This window comes from Larkinella humicola (genome assembly GCF_008727875.1).
Lineage (GTDB): Bacteria > Bacteroidota > Bacteroidia > Cytophagales > Spirosomataceae > Larkinella > Larkinella humicola.
In genome coordinates, this window is record NZ_VTWS01000003.1 from 717,010 (window position 1) to 736,615 (window position 19,606).

Genomic DNA, 19,606 nt, shown 5'->3' on the forward strand with positions numbered 1-19,606 from the left:
GTTAATTCTTTCCAACTTGCCGATCCTTATTCGTCAATCGATTCCTATTCCCCATGAGAAAACTTTTCCTGCTGCTGTTATTAACGGTATGCTGCCAGGCGGCTTTTGCCCAACAGTCGAACCGGATCACCATCCGGGGTTCCATTACCGATACGTCCAAAGCCATCATGCCCGGAGCAACGGTGATGCTTCTGACTCCGAAAGACTCCGCACTGGTCAATTTCGGCCGAACCAACGACAAAGGGGCGTTTGAATTCCGGAATGTAAAGCGGGCTCCCTACATTCTGAAAGTATCGTACGTCGGTTTTTTGCCTTTGCAGGTGGAAGTGAATCCCGACAACAGCGAGGTGACCGACCTGGGGGCCTTGCCCATCAAGCCCATTCAGAAGGAATTGCTGGAAGTGGTCATTAAAGCGGCCAAAGCACCGCTGAGCATTCGGGGCGATACCATCGAGTACAATGCCGCTTCGTTCAAGGTACCACCCGGATCGACGGTAGAAGAATTGCTCCGCAAGCTGCCGGGGATGCAGGTCGATCAGGAAGGAAACATCAAAGCCCAGGGCGAAAACGTCACGAAAGTTACCGTTGACGGAAAAACGTTCTTTGGCTCAGACCCCAAATTAGCCACCAAAAACCTCCCCGCCGACGCCATTTCAAAGGTGCAGGTGTTCAACGATAAAACAGAAGCGGCCAAGACGACGGGTATCGACGACGGAAAACGGGAAAAGGCTGTTAACCTGGAACTGAAGGAAAGCCACCGCAAAGGCGGTTTCGGGAAAGTGACGGCGGGCGTCGGAACCAAAGACCGGTTTCAGCTCCGGGGAAATTACAACCGCTTCAATACCAAAGAACAAATGTCGGTGATTGGTCTCGGCAATAACATCAACCAGACCGGTTTATCGTTCGATGATTACCAGGATTTTCGGGGAAGCCAGTCCTTTAACTGGGAAGATCAGGGTGATTTCGGGTTCTACAGCGGAGGGGTCTACTTCTTTGGGGGCGACGATGGCATCGGGGTTCCCATCACGGGCGGGGGGAGCAACAGCCGGGGCTTTTCCCGCAACTATGCCGGTGGTGCGAATTATAATTACGATACCAAAAAGACCAAACTCAGCTCCAATTATTTCTACAACCAGAGCGGTTTGACACTGAACTCCGATCTGGAAAAGGAAACCTTTCTGCCCAACAGTTCTTTTTTGAATACGGATCACAAGAGCCAGGGTAGCCTGACCCGAAACCATCGGGGCAGTGCCCGGTTTGAACAAAAGATCGATTCGCTCAATACGCTGGTCATCATCGGCAACCTGCGCGCCAACAACGGCAACACGGCCCTGTTCAGCGATCAGAACTTTTTTGAAGGACCCAATCAGGAGACGCGCACCAGCCAGACCAATTTCGCCAACTACAACCAGTTCAACGGTTTTCAGCTTGCGACAACGGCGATTTACCGGCACACCTTCCGGAAGAAAGGGCGCAACTTTGCCGCCAGCCTGGCCTATAACGTAAACGATACCGATGGCTCGGCCCAGCAACGCTCGACCAACACCTATTTTAATGATACCACCGCCACCGGCCCGTCGGTCTTCCGCATCAACCAGGACAACGTCACCAGCAGTTTACGGACCGAAATCAAGTCCAGTCTGGATTATACCGAACCGTTATCAAAAACAACGTTCTGGGAAACGTTTTACAATTTTAGTTTACGCAACGACAAGGTCGATCGCGACGTTTTCAATGTGGGCGATCAGGGTTCTGTCCGGAATGAAACCCTGAGCCGGTATTACACCAATGATTTTACCTACAACCGGATTGGCTCTCTGATCCGGTATTCCGACAAAGGATTTAATGTGTCGGGCGGTTTGGCGGGGATGTGGTTTCATCAGGCCGGGCAATTTGCCTCGAATCAGGGGTCCCCGAATTTTACGAAAGTCGACCGCAATTATTTCTCAGTCGTTCCCAACATCAGCGTAAATTATAACAAGAAGAACAAACGGTTCAATGCCGGTTACAATGTCAATGTCAACCAGCCGCAAACCAGTGATTTGCAACCGGTTGTCGACAACAGCAATCCCCGTTTCATCCGGGAAGGAAATCCCAACCTGTTGCCATCCCTCACACACCGGGTGAGTGGCGGATTCGGGGTCTTCAATCCTGGTAGCTTTGTCAACGTATTTGTCAATGTCAACTACGGGTACAACATCAACCAAATCGTTTACAATCAAACCGTTAATGAATTACTGGTAACGACAACCCGTCCGGAGAACATCAGCGGAGGAACGAGCAAGGGCGGAAGCGTCTATTTTAGTTTCCCGATAAAAAAGACGAAAGCGGTGTTGAATACGAATTTTTACACCAACCTCAACAAATTCCCGACGTTCATCAATGGTATCCCGAATCAAACCAACAACAACAATTACAACGCCTACATGAGCCTGGATTTGACGCCGAGCGAAAAATTTACGTTCTATCCGACGTTTAATTTTAGCATCACGGATACGAAGTATTCCGTCAATACGGCGCAAAACCTGACCATTTATAATTACAATTACGGCGGTAACATGAACGTTCAGTTGCCAAAGGGGATTTTCTTCAACGGGCGGATGAGTTACCAGATTTACAAAAATCCCAAGTTTGACTTCAGACAGGAGTTGCCGATTTTGAACCTGGCCGTTTATAAACTCTTCCTGAAAGACAACAAAGCGGAGGTACGGCTGACGGCCTATGACGTTTTCAACAAAAACCGGGGCATTACGCAACAGGCTTACCAGAATTACGTTCAAACCGAGCGGGTTCAAACCCTAGCGCGGTATTTCATGCTCTCTTTTTCGTATAACCTGCGGGGCCTGAAGTCGCAAATGCGTCAAAACAACTACATTTATTAATCAGCAGGAACTGGAAATGATAATGAAAAAGCTTCTGATTCTTCTTCTCGTAACGATCGGTGCTCCGTCAATGGCCCAAAAAATGGAAGGTGTCGTTACGTATGACCGCACGCAGGATTACGTTAAAATCATGTCCCGGATGACGTTTCTGAGCCTGGATCAGAAAGAGCGCATGAAGGCCACCAACAAAAACTACAGCAGCCGCCCCACCCAAATGGTGCTGTATTTTAATGAAGATCAAAGTCTGTATACAAACGAAAGTGAGTACTGGCGGAGCGAAAACGGTCAGTGGTCCTACCGAAACAGCGATTACATCATCCGTCGTGATTTCAAACAGGAAACCAAGTCGGACGTGATCGAAATGTTGGGAAGAACCTACCTCATCGACGATTCCCTGAAAACGCCCCAATGGAAGATTCTGAACCAGTTGAAAGACATTGCGGGCCATATCTGCATGAAGGCCGAAACCGAAGACCCCATCAAGCAACAGAAAGTCGTCGCCTGGTTTGCCCAGGACATTCCGGTTTCGGCCGGGCCCGAGCAGTATTTCGGCTTACCGGGCCTGATTCTGGAACTGGATTTGAACGACGGTGACGCGGTCATTACCGCCAGCAAGATTGAGATGCGGGATGTCTCGAAGGAATTGACCGCTACCAAAAAGATCAAAGGCAAGAAAATCAAAACCGCCGACTACGATAAATTGATCAAAGACCATATCCAGACCAGCACCAAAGCCCAGGAAAACCCGTATTGGACGATACGGTATTGAATTTAATGATGAGTTATGAATGATGAACGATGAATGGGGCTGACGCATTCATCGTTCATCATTAAGTTTACAGCTTCCCTTTCTTCAACTCCGCAGCCGCGTAATTGGCCGCCCGGGCCGTCAGGGCCATAAACGTAATGGACGGGTTTTGGTTGCCAACCGACGTCATGCAGGCTCCATCGGTGACGAAAACGTTTTTGACGTTGTGAAACTGATTCCACTTGTTCAGCAGCGACGTTTTGGGGTCTTTGCCCATCCTGACACCGCCCATTTCGTGAATGTCCAAACCCGGATTGCGGTTATCGTCATAAGACGCGATGTTTTTACACCCTGATTTGTCGAGCATCTCGGCCCCCTGCACCAGAAAGTCTTTCAAGATTTTTACGTCATTGTCGTCGTACCCCACCGACGTAATCAGTTGCGGAATGCCCCAGGGATCTTTCTGATCGGCACTCAATCGAACGTGGTTTTCGTATTTCGGAACGGTTTCGGCCTGCATCATCATGTACACGCTCCAGTCGCCGGGCGTCAGCAGACTTTCTTTAAATTCCGCCCCGAACCCTTCCTGTCCGTTGCCGCGTCCCCAACCGGCGCGGCTGGCGCTAAAGGCCACCATGTAGCCCCGCTGAAAGTCGGTTTCCTGTTTTTTCACGTTCCGGAAGGAAGGCATAAAAGCCGTGGTCGGTCGACGTCCGTAGAAATACTGGTCCTTATAACCCTCGAACGAAGCCGTCAGACTGCCCCGGTAATTATGGAAGGCCACGTAACGGCCCAGCAGCCCGTTGTCGTTGCCCAGGCCATTCGGAAAGCGTTTCGAGGTCGAATTCAATAACACCAGGTTGGAATTCAGACAGGCCGCATTCACAAAGATGATTTTGGCAAAATACTCGGTCGTTTGCTTCGTATGGGCGTCGATCACCCGCACCCCCGTTGCCTTGCCTTTCTGTTCATCGTAAATGATGGAGTGAACGACGGAGTCGGGCCGAATCGTCAGGTTACCGGTTTTGGCCGCCCACGGCAAGGTCGCGGAGTTGGAACTGAAATACCCGCCAAACGGACAGCCCCGGTAGCAAAGATGACGTGCCTGGCATTGCCCTCTGCCCTGCTGCAAGTGAATGGGCTGCGGTTTGGTCAGGTGGGCGCAGCGCCCAATGATCACATGCCGGTCAGCGTAGTTGGTTTTAACCGCCGTCTGGATGTGTTTTTCGACGCAGTTCAATTCAAAAGGCGGCAAAAACTCGCCGTCGGGCAGGCTGTCGATCCCGTCTTTGTTGCCACTGATGCCGACAAACTTCTCGACCCGGCTATACCAGGGGGCAAGGTCGGCGTAGCGAATGGGCCAGTCGACGGCGAAACCGTCGCGGGCCGGGGCGACAAATTCATAGTCGCTCCACCGCTGGGTTTGCCGCGCCCAGATCAGCGATTTTCCGCCCACCTGATAGCCCCGAATCCAGTCGAACGGTTTTTCCTGAATGTAGGGATGCTCGGCATCTTTCACGAAATACTGCTGCGTTGCCTCGTCCAGCGCGTAACATTTGGTAGCTACGGGATTGGCCACTTCAAACGTGTCGGGCATCCGGTTGCGGTGGGGCAGGTCCCACGGATTGGCCATAGCAGTCGGATAATCCGTGATGTGTTTTACCATGCGGCCCCGTTCCAGCACGAGAGTTTTCAGACCCTTTTCACACAGTTCTTTGGCGGCCCAGCCCCCGCTGATTCCCGAGCCGATGACGATGGCGTCGTAGCTCATTTGTTCTTTGGCCTTTCCGTTGAGGTTCATCGAATAAAAGCGGTTAAATCCTTTCGCAAGTTAAACAAAAACCCCTGTCGGGTTTTGAAAACCTGACAGGGGTTTTTACGTCTAAACAGATAAAACTTCCACTATGTCAGTTAGTCCCCTTCCCCTGCTGCCTGATCAGTATTATCACATCTATAACCATGCAAACGCATCGAACTTATTGTTTCGGAAAATCCCTAATTACCAGTATTTTCTGAAAAAATACGCAGAACACTGCGCGCCTGTTGTCGATACCTTCGCCTATTGTTTGATGCCTAACCATTTTCATTTATTTGTTCGCATAAAGTCTGAAAGCGAGCTGGTATCTTATTTTGAAATGCCTATAAATCTGAGTTCTCTGGAATTACAGGATAAAATAACCTGGCAACTCAGTCAACTATTTTCGAATTTCTTCAATGCATACGCCAAAGCCTATAACCGGCGATTTGGGCGAAAAGGAGCCTTATTCCTAAATCCTTTCAAAAGAAAAGAAGTCAGCGATGAACGCTATTACAACCAGCTTATTTACTATATCCACCATAATCCCGTCAAACACGGTTTTTGCAGGAAATTGGCTAAATGGCCGCATTCTTCTTTTCAATCGTTGATTTCTGAAAAACCGACTTTATTGTGTCGCGATGAAGTTTTGAGTTGGTTTGGTGGGCGGGCTGCCTTTATTGCTTTTCACGGAGATACGGCTTAAACTAGACAGGTGTCTGTCTAGTTTAAGCCGGTTATTATTTACGTTCCTATACCCTACTCCACCGGCGAATCGATCACCCGCACGATTTTCCAGATGCCGCGAATGTCTTTCAACGGAACCGTAACACTGCCACCGTTTGGGTTATCAGAATGCAGCGTGAGCCGCTGCTTGGTCAGTAATTCGTTGTCTTTGATGCGTTTAACGACAAAAAAGTCGCGATAAATCACCGCAAAGATGCCGCCCGACTGGTATTCCCAATTGTTCGGGTCCACCAGAATCGCCAGCACTTTCGCTCCGTTGGCCAGTTGTGGCGTCATGCTGTTGCCCGAAACCTCGATAACAACCGGGTCCTTGTGATTGCCCACCAGATGAACCGGAACGCGGTACGTTTCCATCTGTGCCATGCTGATTCCTTCAATGTAGGTCTCGATGAAGCTCGCGTAGAAACGCGTCGGCACAAAAGGAAGGTCGGTATACCGTACTTCCAGTTCAATAATTTTTCCGTTCTGCTCCGGCTCGTCCAACACGGGTTTCTGCCCCCGCAACAGAAAGTCGGCCCGTACCTGCGGATATTGCTCCAACAACCGCATGATGGTATCATACGATGGTTTAGCGCGGCCGTTCAGGATGTTATAAAACTTCGATGAGTTCTCACCCAGGTCTTTGGCAGCCTGGTAGATACTGATTTCCAGCGCGTCAAATACTTGCCGCAACCGCTCCTGAATCGGTTCTAAACCCTCCTCAAAAGATTTTCCGGGTTCGTTAAACATAATATAGTTGTTGACTTTTATAATATAAGTATTATATATTGTGATCAAATTTACTAAATAAAACAACAAATCCGATGAAAACTACCAGAATAATATTATACGATAGCTAAAAAACAGGATGAAGCGGCTGGGGGAATACACAAAACCGACGGTTCTGTTCGTCGATATGAACAGTTTTTTTGCCAGTTGCGAGCAACAGGTGAATTATTACCTGCGCGACCGCCCGATTGCGGTGTGCGTCTATACCGGAAAACAGGGTTGCGTGATTGCGCCCTCCATCGAAGCCAAACGACTGGGAATCAAGCTCGGGATGCGGCTGGACGAAGCCGTAAAGATTTGCCCGGACCTGGTTCCGGTTGAAACGAATTCCAAGCGCTACCGCGAATTTCACGTTGCCATCATCGACGTGCTCCGCCAGTTTACGCCCGATGTATTGCCGAAAAGCATCGACGAAGCGGTGGTCGACCTCACGCACTGCCAGTTGATGTACAAGGATGTGCGGGAAGTTGCCCAGCAGATCAAACGGGATATTCGCGAAAAAGTCGGTGATTACCTGCGCTGCTCCATCGGGATTGCGCCCAATGCGTTTCTGGCCAAATTAGGCTCTGATCTCCAGAAGCCCGACGGTCTGGTGATGATCACGCCCGAAACCATCGACGACGTTTTACGGAATCTGAAACTGACCGATTTGCCCGGCATTGGAACCCGAATGGCAAAACGACTCGAAGACAAAGGCATTCTGACGCCCCTGAATCTGCGGTATGCGTCGCCCGAGCGGCTGCGGGCGGTTTGCCAGAGCGTCATCGGCTGGCACTGGCATTTGCGGCTGAACTTCGGGGGCGAAGTGGATCTGGAAACCAGCGCCTACAAAAGCATGCAGGCCATGCGAACCATTTCGACGGCCCAGCGACGATCCGAAGAGCAACTGGATGAATTGCTTCAGTCGCTTTGCCTCACGCTCGAGCGCCGGATGGTGCGCCAGGATGTCTTTTGCCAGATCGTGACGTTCTATTGTCGGTATCATGACGGCCGAAACTACAGCGACGAAGTCCGGCTGCCCGAACCGAAGCAGGACAGCATGGAACTCTACCACCTGATCCGGCAACGCTTCGAGCGGTTTCAGAAACTTAACCAGTGCGAACCGATTTTAAACCGCTCGATCCGGAGCATGAGCGTCAGTGTATTTCGTTTCATCCCTGCCCAACTGGTTCCCTTCAGCTTATTTGAAGACAGTACCCGCAAAAACACCCTTCGGAAAACGGTTTATGAAGTGAAAGCAAAGTTCGGGAGCGATAAGCTGATGCGTGCCACCGAACTCCGCGATAACCCGGTATTCCGGGATGTCATCGGTTTTGGATCGATCAAGGACTTGCACGATGACCAAAATCCGTTTTGAATGACGAAACCGATACATCCAATAGTTTTTTAGCGAAAACGCGTTACTCTTCCTCCTTTTTGAAGTCAAAACAAGGAGCACGAACTTCGCGTTGTGCCACACGGTTTCCTTCGTATCTTTCGTTATCTAATTTGGTACAGCAACCCGGAAGCGGTTTTGCCTAAATCATCAGACTTATGAATAAATTATTCACCGTTATTGTAACCATGCTGCTTATGGCAGTGACACTGGTTTCGTTTCGGCCCCGCCCGGAAGCCGCCAAAGAAGAGGCCAAAATCAAGTGGCTCACGATTGAGGAAGCCTTTGCGCTGAATCAGAAAACCCCGAAAAAGGTTTTCATCGACGTCTATACCGATTGGTGCGGCTGGTGCAAGGTTATGGATCGCGAAACCTTCACCAACCCTTCCGTCGTCGACTACATCAATAAAAACTACTATGCCGTCAAGTTGAACGCCGAACAGAAGGCCGACATCGTGCTGGGAACCGATAAGTTTGTGTATGTTGCGCAGGGTGGCCGGGGCTATCACCAACTGGCGGCTGCGTTGTTGCGCAACCAGTTAAGCTACCCGACTGTCGTATTTCTGAACGAGAAATTCCAGCCAATTCAACCCATCCCCGGATACATAAAAGCCCCGGAATTTCATCAGATCATTACCTTCATCGGGGGAGACCATTACAGCAAAGAGCCCTTCGATCAGTTCAAAACGAAGACCTATCAGCAGAAATATTCCGTGAAGATTTAACGGATTGACCATCCTCCGACGCAAAAGCGACCCCGGTTTTAAAGCGGGGTCGCTTTTGCGTTCAACCGTACAGAAAATAATTCGTTTACTCCTGAAAAACGAAGAACAATTTCACAGAAATTGAAGTTAGGAAAGCTTGAGCAATTTAAAACCGACGCTCGCATCCTGACAATTTATGAAACTTTTCGCCGGCTGTGAACTCCTCTACCAAGTTCCGGCTCCAGCACCTGTTGTGCTTATGTTACGCCCCCGCTCCGGTGCCGGGCAATGGGTAATTTCCGAAGAATACCAGATCGAACCGAGCATTCCGGTGATCGAATACACCGACCCGTACGGCAATCTGTGTCAGCGGCTGATGGCCCCGGAGGGCCAGTTTAAGATCCAAATATCGCTGGTGGTCGAAACTGCCGACGAAATTGATACGGCTCCCGGCGCGCCCTTTGTGCCCGTGCAGGATTTGCCCGACGACACCCTGCAGTTTTTACTGCCCAGCCGCTACTGCCAGTCGGACCGGCTGGGAGCCCTGGCGGCCGAAATTACGGAAACCGCCCTCCCCGGTTACGACCAGGTTGAAGCGATCCGGAGCTGGATTCAGACCCGCGTGACGTACCAGTATGGCACCAGCGACGCCAGCACGTCGGCCGTTGAAACCGCCGAAAAGCGCATTGGCGTCTGCCGGGATTTTGCGCACCTGGGCATTTCGCTCTGCCGCAGCATCAACATTCCGGCCCGCATGGTGGTAGGCTACCTGCACCTGCTGGAACCGATGGATCTGCACGCCTGGTTCGAAGCGTTCATCGATGGCCGTTGGTATACGTTCGACGCCACCCAGAAAGAACCCCGTGGCAATCGGATCGTGGTCGCCTATGGCCGGGATGCGGCCGATGTGGCCCTGGCAACACAGTATGGCGCCATGACTTTAGAAGAAATGCGGGTGTGGGTGGAAGAAAAGAAAACAGACGCATAAGTTGCCAGACAGGCGAAATAAGACCGGTTTTCTTTTTTTGTAAATAAATTTGACAAAACGGTTACATTTCATAACTTCCTGCCAATCAACTTAACCACTCAATCCATGCTGAAAGAATTCAAAACCTTCATTGCTCAGGGCAACGTACTGGATTTGGCCGTGGGTGTCATTATTGGTGCGGCTTTCGGAAAAATAACCACCTCTCTGGTTGAAGATATTATCAACCCGATCCTGGGGCTCTTAACGGGCGGTGTCGATTTCAGTAATTTGAAAGTTGTTCTGAAGGAAGCCGTCGGTGAAACGCCGGAAGTCGCCATTCGGTACGGCAATTTCCTCAACATTGTCATTCAGTTCTTGATCATTGCCTGGGTGGTGTTTCTCATTGTTAAGGCGGCCAACCGATTTAGGTCGCAGGAAAAGAAAGAGTAACCTTTCCACTGTACCCACTCCATCGACCCCGCTCCAGAGCGGGGTTTCTTTTTTAGAAACAAAAAGATTGGTGAAGGGGCGAACAGACTACGGTGAAACCTCTATTTTTGTCTCCGGTTTGCACATAAATCTATGAAAGGTATTAGGGAATTGATGGTTGTTTTGGGCGGAGGAGAAAGTGGTGTGGGTGCGGCTTTGCTGGCAAAAGCAAAAGGATACACGGTTTTTTTGTCGGACAAAAGTCTCTTACAGGAATCCTATCGTCAGATTCTCCAGCAAGAGGGCATCCCGTTTGAAGAAGGGCAACATACCGAAGAAACTATTTTTCAGGCCGACGAAGTGGTGAAAAGCCCCGGCATTCCCGAAAAAGCACCCATTATTCAGAAGCTCCGGGAAAAGAAAATCCCGGTTATTTCGGAAATCGAACTGGCTTCGCGCTACACGAAGGCCCAACTGATCGGCATTACGGGCAGCAACGGAAAAACCACTACGACCCTCCTGACCTATCATCTGCTGAAAACCGCCGGCTTCGACGTCGGTCTGGCGGGGAACATCGGTGACAGTTTCGCGCAACAGGTTCTCGACCATTCATTTGACTATTACGTTCTGGAACTGAGCAGTTTCCAGTTGGACGATATGATTCAGGCCCGGATGAATGTCGCCATCCTGCTCAACATCACGCCCGATCACCTCGACCGCTACGAGTACCAGTTTTCAAAATACGTCGACTCGAAATTCCGTATTTTGCAAAACATGACTCCCGATGACACGTTTATCTACTACCAGGAAAGTCCGGTGATCAGCGAGGCCCTGCCCGTTAAAAAACCGGTGCCCCGGCTGTTGCCCGTATCGCTGGTCGATGCGCCCAAACCAGGGGCGTATCTGAAAGACGGTTTGCTGGTAATCGACAATGGTTCTCAGTCCCTTGAGATTCCACTGGCTGATCTGCCGTTGAAAGGCCAGCATAACGCGATCAACATGCTGGCGGCAACGCTGGCGGCTCTGGCGGTCGGCGTCAAACCGGACGCACTGCGGGAAGGATTACTGACGTTCCAAAATGCTGCTCACCGGCTCGAACCGGCGGGCGAAATCAGGGGCGTGCGGTTCATCAACGACTCCAAAGCGACGAACGTCGATTCGGTTTACTACGCGCTGGAAAGCCTACCAACGCCGGTGGTGTGGATTGCGGGCGGGTTAGACAAAGGAAATGACTACGACCAGCTTGAGCCGTTGGTTCGGGAAAAAGTAAAAGCGTTAATTTGTCTGGGAAAAGATAACCGGAAACTGGTGAGCTATTTTGCGGCCCGCGTTCCGACTTTGTTCGAGACGCAGGACGTTAACGAAGCCGTTGCCAAAGGACTGGAGCTGGCCAATCCGGGCGATACGGTTCTGTTATCCCCCGCCTGCGCCAGTTTTGACCTGTTCCGTAATTACGAAGACCGGGGTAATCAGTTTAAAGAAGCCGTAAAAAGAATTATGAATGATGAGTGAAGAGTGAAGAGTTAACGTGTGCGTCAGCCATTTTCACTCTTCACTCTTCACTCTTAACTCTTCACTCAGATATGACGATCTCTCCAACAGACTGGTTGAAAAGCAACATCAAGGGCGACTACCACATTTGGGGGGTCGTACTTTTTCTATCGATTATGAGCGTTGCGGTGGTGTATAGTGCCACGGGGACGATGGCCTATCAGAAACTGCAATCAACGGAACATTACCTCTTTAAACACGGCGCGCTGGTGGTGCTGGGGCTGGCCTGCATGTGGGTGGCTCACCGGTTCAACTACGTCTACTACGCCCGGTTGTCGCGCTTTGGCATGTGGCTGTCCGTTCCCCTGTTGCTGTGGGCTTATTTCAAAGGGACAAATCTGAACGAAGCTTCACGCTGGATCACCATTCCGTTGATCAACCAGACTTTTCAGCCCTCGGATTTGGCCAAACTGGCGCTGATCTCCAATCTGGCCGCCATGCTGGCCAAACGGCAGCACATCAAAAAGGAACAGTATGACCCCAGCGTTCTGGTCAACATGATTGGCTGGATCGGGATTATTTGTGCCTGTATCGTTTTGAGTAACGCATCGACAGCGGCTTTGCTGGCCGCCACCTGCTTTCTGCTGATGTTCATCGGACGCGTACCCAGCAAGTATTTGCTCATCATGGTGGTGGTTTGCATGATCATGGGTAGCTTTGCTCTTTTGATCGGGCAGCGGGCTAAAACATCGGGCAGTCGTCTGACCAATTACTGGGAGACCTTCAACGGAAGGCGACCGCCCGAATTTCAGGTTGAACAATCGTACATCGCGCTGGCACACGGCGGAATTTACGGACAAGGGCCGGGCAACAGCCACCAGCGGAATTTCCTGCCCCACTCCTATTCCGACTTTATTTTTGCCATGATCGTGGAAGAATACGGGCTGATCGGCGGCATTGTCATCATTGCGGCCTATCTCTATCTGCTCTGGCGAGGAATGCGGGCCATTCGAAAGGCCAACCGGGCGTATGGCGGTTTGCTGTCGGCCGGTCTAACGTTCAGCATCGTGATTCAGGCGATGATCAACATGGCGGTTTCGGTCGGATTGGTTCCCGTGACGGGCCAGCCGTTGCCTTTGCTGAGTATGGGCGGCACATCGCTGCTCTTCACCGGCACGGCCATCGGCATTATCATCAGTGTGAGCCGGGGAGAAGCCGACGAAAGTAAAATATAACGTAAACCAACTGATTACGAACGGTTTTTAACACATTCGTAATTTCAATTTGGAGTCAACCCACTATGCCAAAACGCATCATCATCAGCGGTGGAGGAACCGGCGGACACATTTATCCGGCGATTGCCATTGCCAATGAGCTGAAAACCATCGATCCAACCACCGAAATTTTGTTCGTGGGAGCGGAAGGAAAGATGGAAATGGAAAAAGTGCCACGGGCAGGCTACCGGATCATCGGCTTGCCGGTGGTCGGGATTAAACGGAAGCTGACGCTGGAGAATCTGGCTTTCCCGTTCAAACTGGGGCGGAGTTTTCTGAAGGCGCAACAGGTCGTCCGCGACTTCGGGCCGGATGCGGCCGTGGGCGTGGGGGGCTACGCCAGCGGCCCGGTTTTGCTGGCGGCTTCGCTGAAGGGCATTCCGACCCTGATTCAGGAGCAGAATTCATACGCCGGGTTAACCAACAAGCTATTGTCGCGCGGAGCCAAAACCATTTGCGTGGCTTATCCTGGCATGGAAGCATTTTTTCCCGTTCAAAAAATCAAGCTGACCGGCAATCCCGTCCGGACCGACATTATGCAGGCCAAAGGGAAACGACCGGAAGGCCTGTCTTTTTTTAAGCTGGAACCCGATCGCAAAACGTTGCTGATCATTGGGGGCAGTCAGGGAGCGCGTACCATCAACGAAAGCATCGAAAAAGACCTTCGGCTGCTGGTCGATTCCGGCCATCAGGTTGTCTGGCAAACCGGGCCGCTGTTCATCGAACGCGCCCGCAAAGCCATTGCCGATGCCGGGGCCAGCCGGGTCAAAGCGTTTGATTTTATTTACGAGATGGATCTGGCCTACGCAGCCGCCGACGTGGTGGTGTCGCGGGCGGGAGCCTTGTCGGTTTCCGAGCTTTGCCTGGTCGAAAAACCGGCGATTCTGGTGCCGTTTCCGGCGGCTTCAGAAGACCACCAGACCAAGAATGCGATGAGTCTGGTGAACCGGCAGGCGGCTTTGCTGGTCAACGACCGTGCAGCCCCCACCGATCTGGTTCCGGCGGCTCTGCGGCTTTTGGCCGATCCCGGGCAGCAGCAAACACTCAGTCAACAGATTCGCGAACTGGCCCGGCCCAAAGCCGCGCGGGAAATTGCGGAAGAAGTTTTAAACTTGATAAAATAGATGGGTAGAAATGGTTTGACTGGTGTAAATGGCTGCATGGTTGAATGGTTAAAAATGGTTGGATGGTTTATTAGACCTGTAACATTTTTAACCATTTAACCATCGAAACCATTTTTAACCATTCAAACCATCATAGCCATTTAACCATCGTAGACCATTAAAAATGAATAACATCCGTTACGTTTATTTTCTGGGAATTGGCGGTATTGGCATGAGTGCCCTGGCGCGATGGTTTCTGGTCAACGGGTATGAAGTTGCGGGTTACGACCGCACCGCCACCGCCCTGACCAACGCCCTGCAACAGGAAGGCATGGCCATTCACTTTGAGGAGGATGTCGAACAGATTCCGGCGCATTTTCGGGAAAACCGGGACGAAACCCTGATCATTTACACGCCTGCCGTACCCAAAACCCATCAGGAATACATTTACCTGACCGAACACGGTTTTACGTTGCAGAAGCGGTCGCAGGTGCTGGGTTTGCTGGCCGGGCGGATGACCACTGTGGCCATTGCCGGCACCCACGGCAAGACGACGACGTCGTCGATGGTGGCTCACATTCTGAAAGATTCGGGCGTGAACTGTGCGGCTTTTCTGGGCGGCATTACCCAAAATTACGGTACCAATTTTCTGCTAAACGAACCCACCGACGATCTGTCGAAGGTCATTTGCGTGGTGGAAGCCGATGAGTTTGACCGGTCTTTTCTGACCCTGTTTCCGCAGGTGGCCATCGTCACCTCGACTGATGCCGACCATCTGGATATTTACGGCGACCACAACGCGGTTCTGGATTCGTTCAGTGCTTTTGTCGGCCAGATTAAACCGGATGGCACTCTGTTCATGAAACGCGGGCTGGCACTGGCCGACCGAACCCCGGCAACCGTTTATGAGTACGCGTTAGACGCAGGCTCGTTCTACAGTAAGAATTTGCGCATCGAAAATGCCTGCTTCGTTTTCGACATCGTTTATCCTCAGGGCGTTATCGAAAATATAGCTTTACAGATGCCCGGTTTTCATAACGTCGAGAATGCCGTGGCTGCCGCGGCAGCAGCTTTGCAGGTGGGTGTCGCACCGGAACAGATCCGGCAGGCACTCGGAAATTATAAGGGGGTAAAACGTCGCTTCGAGTATATACTCAAATCAAAAAACGTTATATTTATCGATGATTACGCCCATCACCCCGCCGAAGTATTTGCCTTTTTATCGTCATTGAAAGCGTTGTATCCGGAACGGAAGGTAACGGCCATTTTTCAGCCGCACCTCTTTAGCCGGACCCGTGATTTCGCCGATGAGTTTGCAAAGAGCCTTTCACTGGCCGATCGGGTTATTTTGCTCGATATTTACCCCGCCCGTGAATTGCCCATCGAAGGGGTAAGTGCCGACCTGATTTTCAAATCGATTTTGTCTGAAAATAAAGTTCAATGCACCAAAGCGGACCTGCCCGATCTGCTGCGAAACGAACCGCCGGAATTGGTGGCCACCATCGGCGCAGGCGATATTGATCAGATGATTCCGGTGTTGCGAAACCTATTTGAGACCAATCAATAAAAATTCATCTCTTTTAAAGTTAATAAACACGGATGTTTTCTATTTTTCCCTTAAATAGAACTTTCATTCTGACCGTAGCCGGTTTGGCTATTTTGGTGGGGCTAATTGCTTTTACCGAACACCGCCAAAACCACCGCCAGTGTGAAGGCATCGACATCCGGATGGACGAAGTTGATGGCCACCGGTTTTTGAACCGGAACGACGTACTGAAAACGCTGACCAACGAAGGCGCTGATCCACTCCTGGGCGACGACTATGCCGACCTGGATTTGAAGCTTTTGGAAAGACGGCTGAAACAGAATGGGTTGATAAAAAGTTGTCAGTTGTATCGGGATCTGAAAGGCATTCTGATCGCTGATATCAAGCAGCAGCGGCCGTTGGCGCGGCTGGTTCCGGATGGCGATGAGGACAAATCAGCGTATGCTGGCTATTATTTGACCGAAGAAGGGCACTGGTTTCCGCTGTCTATGAATTACACGGCACGGGTTGTTCTGGTGTCCGGTTCGTATTTTAGCGAACGGAAATCACTGACGACGGAGCAAAACCAACCGTTGATTGAATTACTGAAGCAGATTGAAAAAGACCCGTTCTGGAAAGCGCAGGTGGCCCAGGTGGTAGTCGACAGAAATCGCGAGGTTACGCTGATTCCGCAGGTGGGTGACTGTCTGATCGAAATCGGGCAACCCGTCGAACTGGAGTCTAAATTTGAAAAGATTAAATTGTTTTACAAGCATATTCTGCCCCTGAAAGGGTGGGAACGATACCGGAGGGTTAGTGTGCAGTACCGTAACCAGATTGTGTGCGAATGATACCTAAGCAGGAAGAAATTATAGTTGGACTGGACATCGGCAGCACCAAAGTGTGCGCCGTGGCCGGTCGCCTTATCCGCAGTAACGATCACGCTCGCCTGGATGTTCTGGGCGTGGGAAAAGCCGTTTCCAAGGGAGTCACCAAAGGCTCCGTCGTCAATATTGGGCAAACCGTCGAAGCCATCAACCGGGCGGTTGAAGAAGCTGCCGGGCAAGCCAACATCGATATTCACGTCGTGAATGTCAGTTTTTCCGGGCAAAACGTAACCGCCCGCCGACAACACGGCAGCATTACGCGCACGTCGCCCGGTGACGAGGTGGTGGCCGACGACATCGACCACCTGGTGGGCGATATGTACCGTTCGGTTCTGCCGGCCGGTGCAGAAATTGTCCACGTCCTGCCAATGGATTTCACGGTCGACAGCGAATCGAACATCGACTACCCCGTTGGGCGGATTGGTGTTAAGCTGGAAGCTGATTTTCAGGTCATTACCGCCCAAACGAGTTCCGCTTCCTACACCCGGAAATGCATTCAGCGTGCCCGTTCGGTATCTCCCCAGAAAGAACCGCTGGAAAACGACAAATTCCTGCTGGCGCCCCTCGCGTCGGCTTTGGCGGTTTTAACCGATGAGGAAAAACACGCGGGTGTCGCTCTGGTCGATATTGGCGGTGGAACCACTGAAATTGCGATTTATCACAAAAATGTGCTGCGGCATGTTGCCGTGGTTCCTTATGCGGGAAATAGCCTGACGGCCGACCTGGAAGTCGGTTGCCGGGTGTTGCCAACCCAGGCCGAACTGCTGAAAACGAAGTTTGGCAGTGCCGACCCCACCGATTTCCGACTGAACGAAGTTGTGGCGGTTCCGAACCTGAGCGGTCGGCCGCCCAAAGATATTCTGCTGAAAAACGTGGCTCTCGTCATTGAGGCCCGTCTGAAAGAAATCGCAGCGATGGTACAGGCCGAAATTATCCGCTCCGGCTACCGTGACAAACTGGTCGGCGGTGTGGTTTTGACCGGCGGAACAGCTTCGATCTCAGGCATCGAGCGGATTTTTGAGCGCGTTACGGGCCTCGACGTCCGGATCGGTTTTCCGGATCAACTGGAACACAATGTCAAGGCGGACCTGGTCAGCGACCCGGCGTTTGCCACGGCAGTGGGTCTGGTGTGGGCCGGGTTCAAACGGTTGGACGACCGCATTCCCTTGCAGCACATGGTTTTGAATCCGGTGATTGGTTCCGGCACAAACGGACATGGTCACGGTCATGGACATGGTACAAACGGACAGACATCCGGGAAGAATACGAAGGACACGGGCAAAGGAGAAGAAAAAGGGGGTGGAGGATTTATGACCTGGGTTCGGAAGTTTCTGACCGATGACATCGGCAAAGACCTCGGCCCCGACGACCGGTACAATCAGTAGTACTCAATTTTGACGGCACAACGTACTGGCTATCCAGCGTTACCAAATATATATTTATAGCAACAAACATTAGCAGGTATGCCAGAGGCATTGGAGTACGGCATGAGGTTTGAATTCCCCGACGAGGAGGATGACCCAATCATTAAAGTAATAGGCGTCGGTGGCGGTGGCAGCAATGCCGTCAACCACATGTTTCGAATGGGCGTGAAGGATGTGGATTTTATTGTCTGCAACACCGACCGCCAGTCCCTGACCAATAGCCCGGTAAAGACCAAAATCCAATTGGGTGCGCTTCTGACTTCCGGACTGGGAGCCGGAACAAACCCCGAAGTAGGCCGTCAGGCCGCGCTGGAAAACACGGACGACATCCGGCAGTTACTGGGCGAACCCACCAAGATGGTTTTCATCACGGCGGGGATGGGGGGAGGCACCGGTACCGGAGCCGCACCGGTCATCGCACAGATTGCCCGGGAAATGGGCCTGCTGACAATTGCGGTTGTTACGGCACCGTTCGACTTCGAAGGCATCGAGAAGCTGGATCAGGCCATGCGCGGTATCGAAGAGTTGAAGGAATACTGCGACACGGTTCTGGTCATTCTGAACGACAAACTGGCGGAAATCTTCGAGGATTTCCCGATGGATCAGGCATTTGCCAAGGCCGATGACGTGCTGGCGAATGCCGTTAAAAGTATCGCGGAAATCATTACCGTTCAGGGCGAAATCAACGTCGACTTCATGGACGTCAAACGCGTACTGGAAGGTGCCGGTCAAGCCGTGATGGGCTCCGCCGATGCCGAAGGCGAAACCCGCGCACTGACCGCCATTCAGGATGCGCTCAACTCGCCGTTGCTCAACGACCGCGACATTCGGGGTGCCAAACGGATTCTGCTCACGATGGCGTCGGGTCCGGATGCCCGTACGACCATGCGGGAATTGCAGATCATTACCGGTTATATCAAGGAAAAAATCGGCAAAGACAAGCAGGCGCATCTCTTCAAATACGGTACGATCAAAGACAAGTCGCTGGGCAAAAATCTCCGCGTTACAGTGATTGCTGCCGGTTTTGATTTGCCCGCCGAACGGCCGGATTTTCCGCCAACGAACTGGAAACAGCCGGAGCCGGAGCTGAAAAAAGAGGAAGTAACCGACGAATTACCCGTTGACGAAGAAGAAGATACGGAACTGGTAACGGAGGATCAACCCCAGGGAGCAGACACCCTGACACGGGGCGGTGGGAACGTTGAAGTAGCACCGATACCCGATCCGGTAACGCGCCCGCATCTGACCAGCATCGACGACATTCTGATTGACGAAAAGCGGGAAGATGACTTGCTGCTGATCCAGAAAATGGTCGAAGGATTTTCGCAGGGGCGGTATTCGGAGCGGGAACGGGAATTGGAAACACCGGCTTTTGCTCGCCAGAAAGTGAATTTATACGAAATACCGCTTCTCGATGAGCGGGATATTATTCGTACCCGACTGAATGATTGAATGATTGCCCCTAAATCCCCTGAAGGGAACTTGTA

General features: G+C 51.5%; 16 protein-coding genes. 14 read left to right on the top strand and 2 right to left on the bottom strand.

All coding sequences use genetic code 11. The features are described 5' to 3' along the window. Positions 1-53: 53 nt before the first annotated feature. On the top strand, positions 54-2,882 hold the full coding sequence (locus tag F0P93_RS15085; RefSeq protein WP_150877246.1) for an outer membrane beta-barrel family protein: 2,829 nt from the start codon (positions 54-56) through the stop codon (positions 2,880-2,882). A 22-nt stretch (positions 2,883-2,904) separates the two neighbouring features. After that, positions 2,905-3,651 carry a GLPGLI family protein gene (locus tag F0P93_RS15090; protein ID WP_138992963.1) on the top strand — a complete coding sequence of 249 codons (747 nt, stop codon included), beginning with the start codon at positions 2,905-2,907 and terminating at the stop codon, positions 3,649-3,651. A gap of 67 nt (positions 3,652-3,718) precedes the next feature. On the opposite strand, the gene F0P93_RS15095 is transcribed toward F0P93_RS15090, so the two are convergent. Further along, the gene (locus tag F0P93_RS15095) at positions 3,719-5,431 is read right to left on the bottom strand and encodes a GMC oxidoreductase (RefSeq protein ID WP_150877248.1); all 1,713 of its coding nucleotides are present in this window, start codon (positions 5,429-5,431) and stop codon (positions 3,719-3,721) included. Between the two features lie 103 nt (positions 5,432-5,534). On the opposite strand from F0P93_RS15095, the gene F0P93_RS15100 reads away from it, so the two are divergent. Further along, positions 5,535-6,131 carry a transposase gene (locus F0P93_RS15100; protein WP_150877250.1) on the top strand — a complete coding sequence of 199 codons (597 nt, stop codon included), beginning with the start codon at positions 5,535-5,537 and terminating at the stop codon, positions 6,129-6,131. Between the two features lie 53 nt (positions 6,132-6,184). On the opposite strand, the gene F0P93_RS15105 is transcribed toward F0P93_RS15100, so the two are convergent. Then, positions 6,185-6,901, bottom strand: coding sequence for a LexA family transcriptional regulator (locus F0P93_RS15105; RefSeq protein WP_114407483.1), 717 nt, complete (start codon positions 6,899-6,901; stop codon positions 6,185-6,187). Positions 6,902-7,019: 118 nt separating this feature from the next. Between F0P93_RS15105 and F0P93_RS15110 the strand changes: the two genes are divergently transcribed. From F0P93_RS15110 to ftsZ, 11 genes are all read left to right on the top strand, one after another. Further along, entirely contained in the window at positions 7,020-8,297 is a 1,278-nt protein-coding gene (locus tag F0P93_RS15110) for a DNA polymerase Y family protein (protein WP_150877252.1), read from the top strand. A gap of 176 nt (positions 8,298-8,473) precedes the next feature. Further along, positions 8,474-9,040 carry a thioredoxin family protein gene (locus tag F0P93_RS15115; RefSeq protein WP_225309494.1) on the top strand — a complete coding sequence of 189 codons (567 nt, stop codon included), beginning with the start codon at positions 8,474-8,476 and terminating at the stop codon, positions 9,038-9,040. A 175-nt stretch (positions 9,041-9,215) separates the two neighbouring features. Further along, complete coding sequence (locus F0P93_RS15120) at positions 9,216-10,007, top strand: transglutaminase family protein (protein ID WP_150877254.1); 792 nt, start codon at positions 9,216-9,218, stop codon at positions 10,005-10,007. A gap of 105 nt (positions 10,008-10,112) precedes the next feature. Then, a complete protein-coding gene (mscL, locus tag F0P93_RS15125; protein WP_150877256.1) occupies positions 10,113-10,436 on the top strand; it encodes a large-conductance mechanosensitive channel protein MscL in 324 nt (107 codons plus the stop codon). Between the two features lie 132 nt (positions 10,437-10,568). Continuing rightward, entirely contained in the window at positions 10,569-11,927 is a 1,359-nt protein-coding gene (gene murD, locus F0P93_RS15130) for a UDP-N-acetylmuramoyl-L-alanine--D-glutamate ligase (RefSeq protein WP_150877258.1), read from the top strand. 71 nt (positions 11,928-11,998) lie between these two features. Then, positions 11,999-13,141 (top strand): FtsW/RodA/SpoVE family cell cycle protein, encoded by a 1,143-nt coding sequence (locus F0P93_RS15135; protein WP_170315701.1) that lies wholly within the window; start codon positions 11,999-12,001, stop codon positions 13,139-13,141. 65 nt (positions 13,142-13,206) lie between these two features. Next, entirely contained in the window at positions 13,207-14,304 is a 1,098-nt protein-coding gene (gene murG / locus F0P93_RS15140) for an undecaprenyldiphospho-muramoylpentapeptide beta-N-acetylglucosaminyltransferase (protein WP_150877260.1), read from the top strand. A gap of 163 nt (positions 14,305-14,467) precedes the next feature. Continuing rightward, the gene (gene murC / locus F0P93_RS15145) at positions 14,468-15,850 is read left to right on the top strand and encodes a UDP-N-acetylmuramate--L-alanine ligase (RefSeq protein WP_150877262.1); all 1,383 of its coding nucleotides are present in this window, start codon (positions 14,468-14,470) and stop codon (positions 15,848-15,850) included. A 32-nt stretch (positions 15,851-15,882) separates the two neighbouring features. Further along, a complete protein-coding gene (locus F0P93_RS15150; RefSeq protein WP_150877264.1) occupies positions 15,883-16,659 on the top strand; it encodes a cell division protein FtsQ/DivIB in 777 nt (258 codons plus the stop codon). Beyond that, the gene (gene ftsA, locus F0P93_RS15155; protein WP_150877266.1) at positions 16,656-18,080 is read left to right on the top strand and encodes a cell division protein FtsA; all 1,425 of its coding nucleotides are present in this window, start codon (positions 16,656-16,658) and stop codon (positions 18,078-18,080) included. The genes F0P93_RS15150 and ftsA overlap by 4 nt, the downstream gene beginning before the upstream one ends. A 78-nt stretch (positions 18,081-18,158) precedes the next feature. After that, on the top strand, positions 18,159-19,571 hold the full coding sequence (gene ftsZ, locus F0P93_RS15160) for a cell division protein FtsZ (protein WP_150877268.1): 1,413 nt from the start codon (positions 18,159-18,161) through the stop codon (positions 19,569-19,571). Positions 19,572-19,606 lie beyond the last annotated feature (35 nt).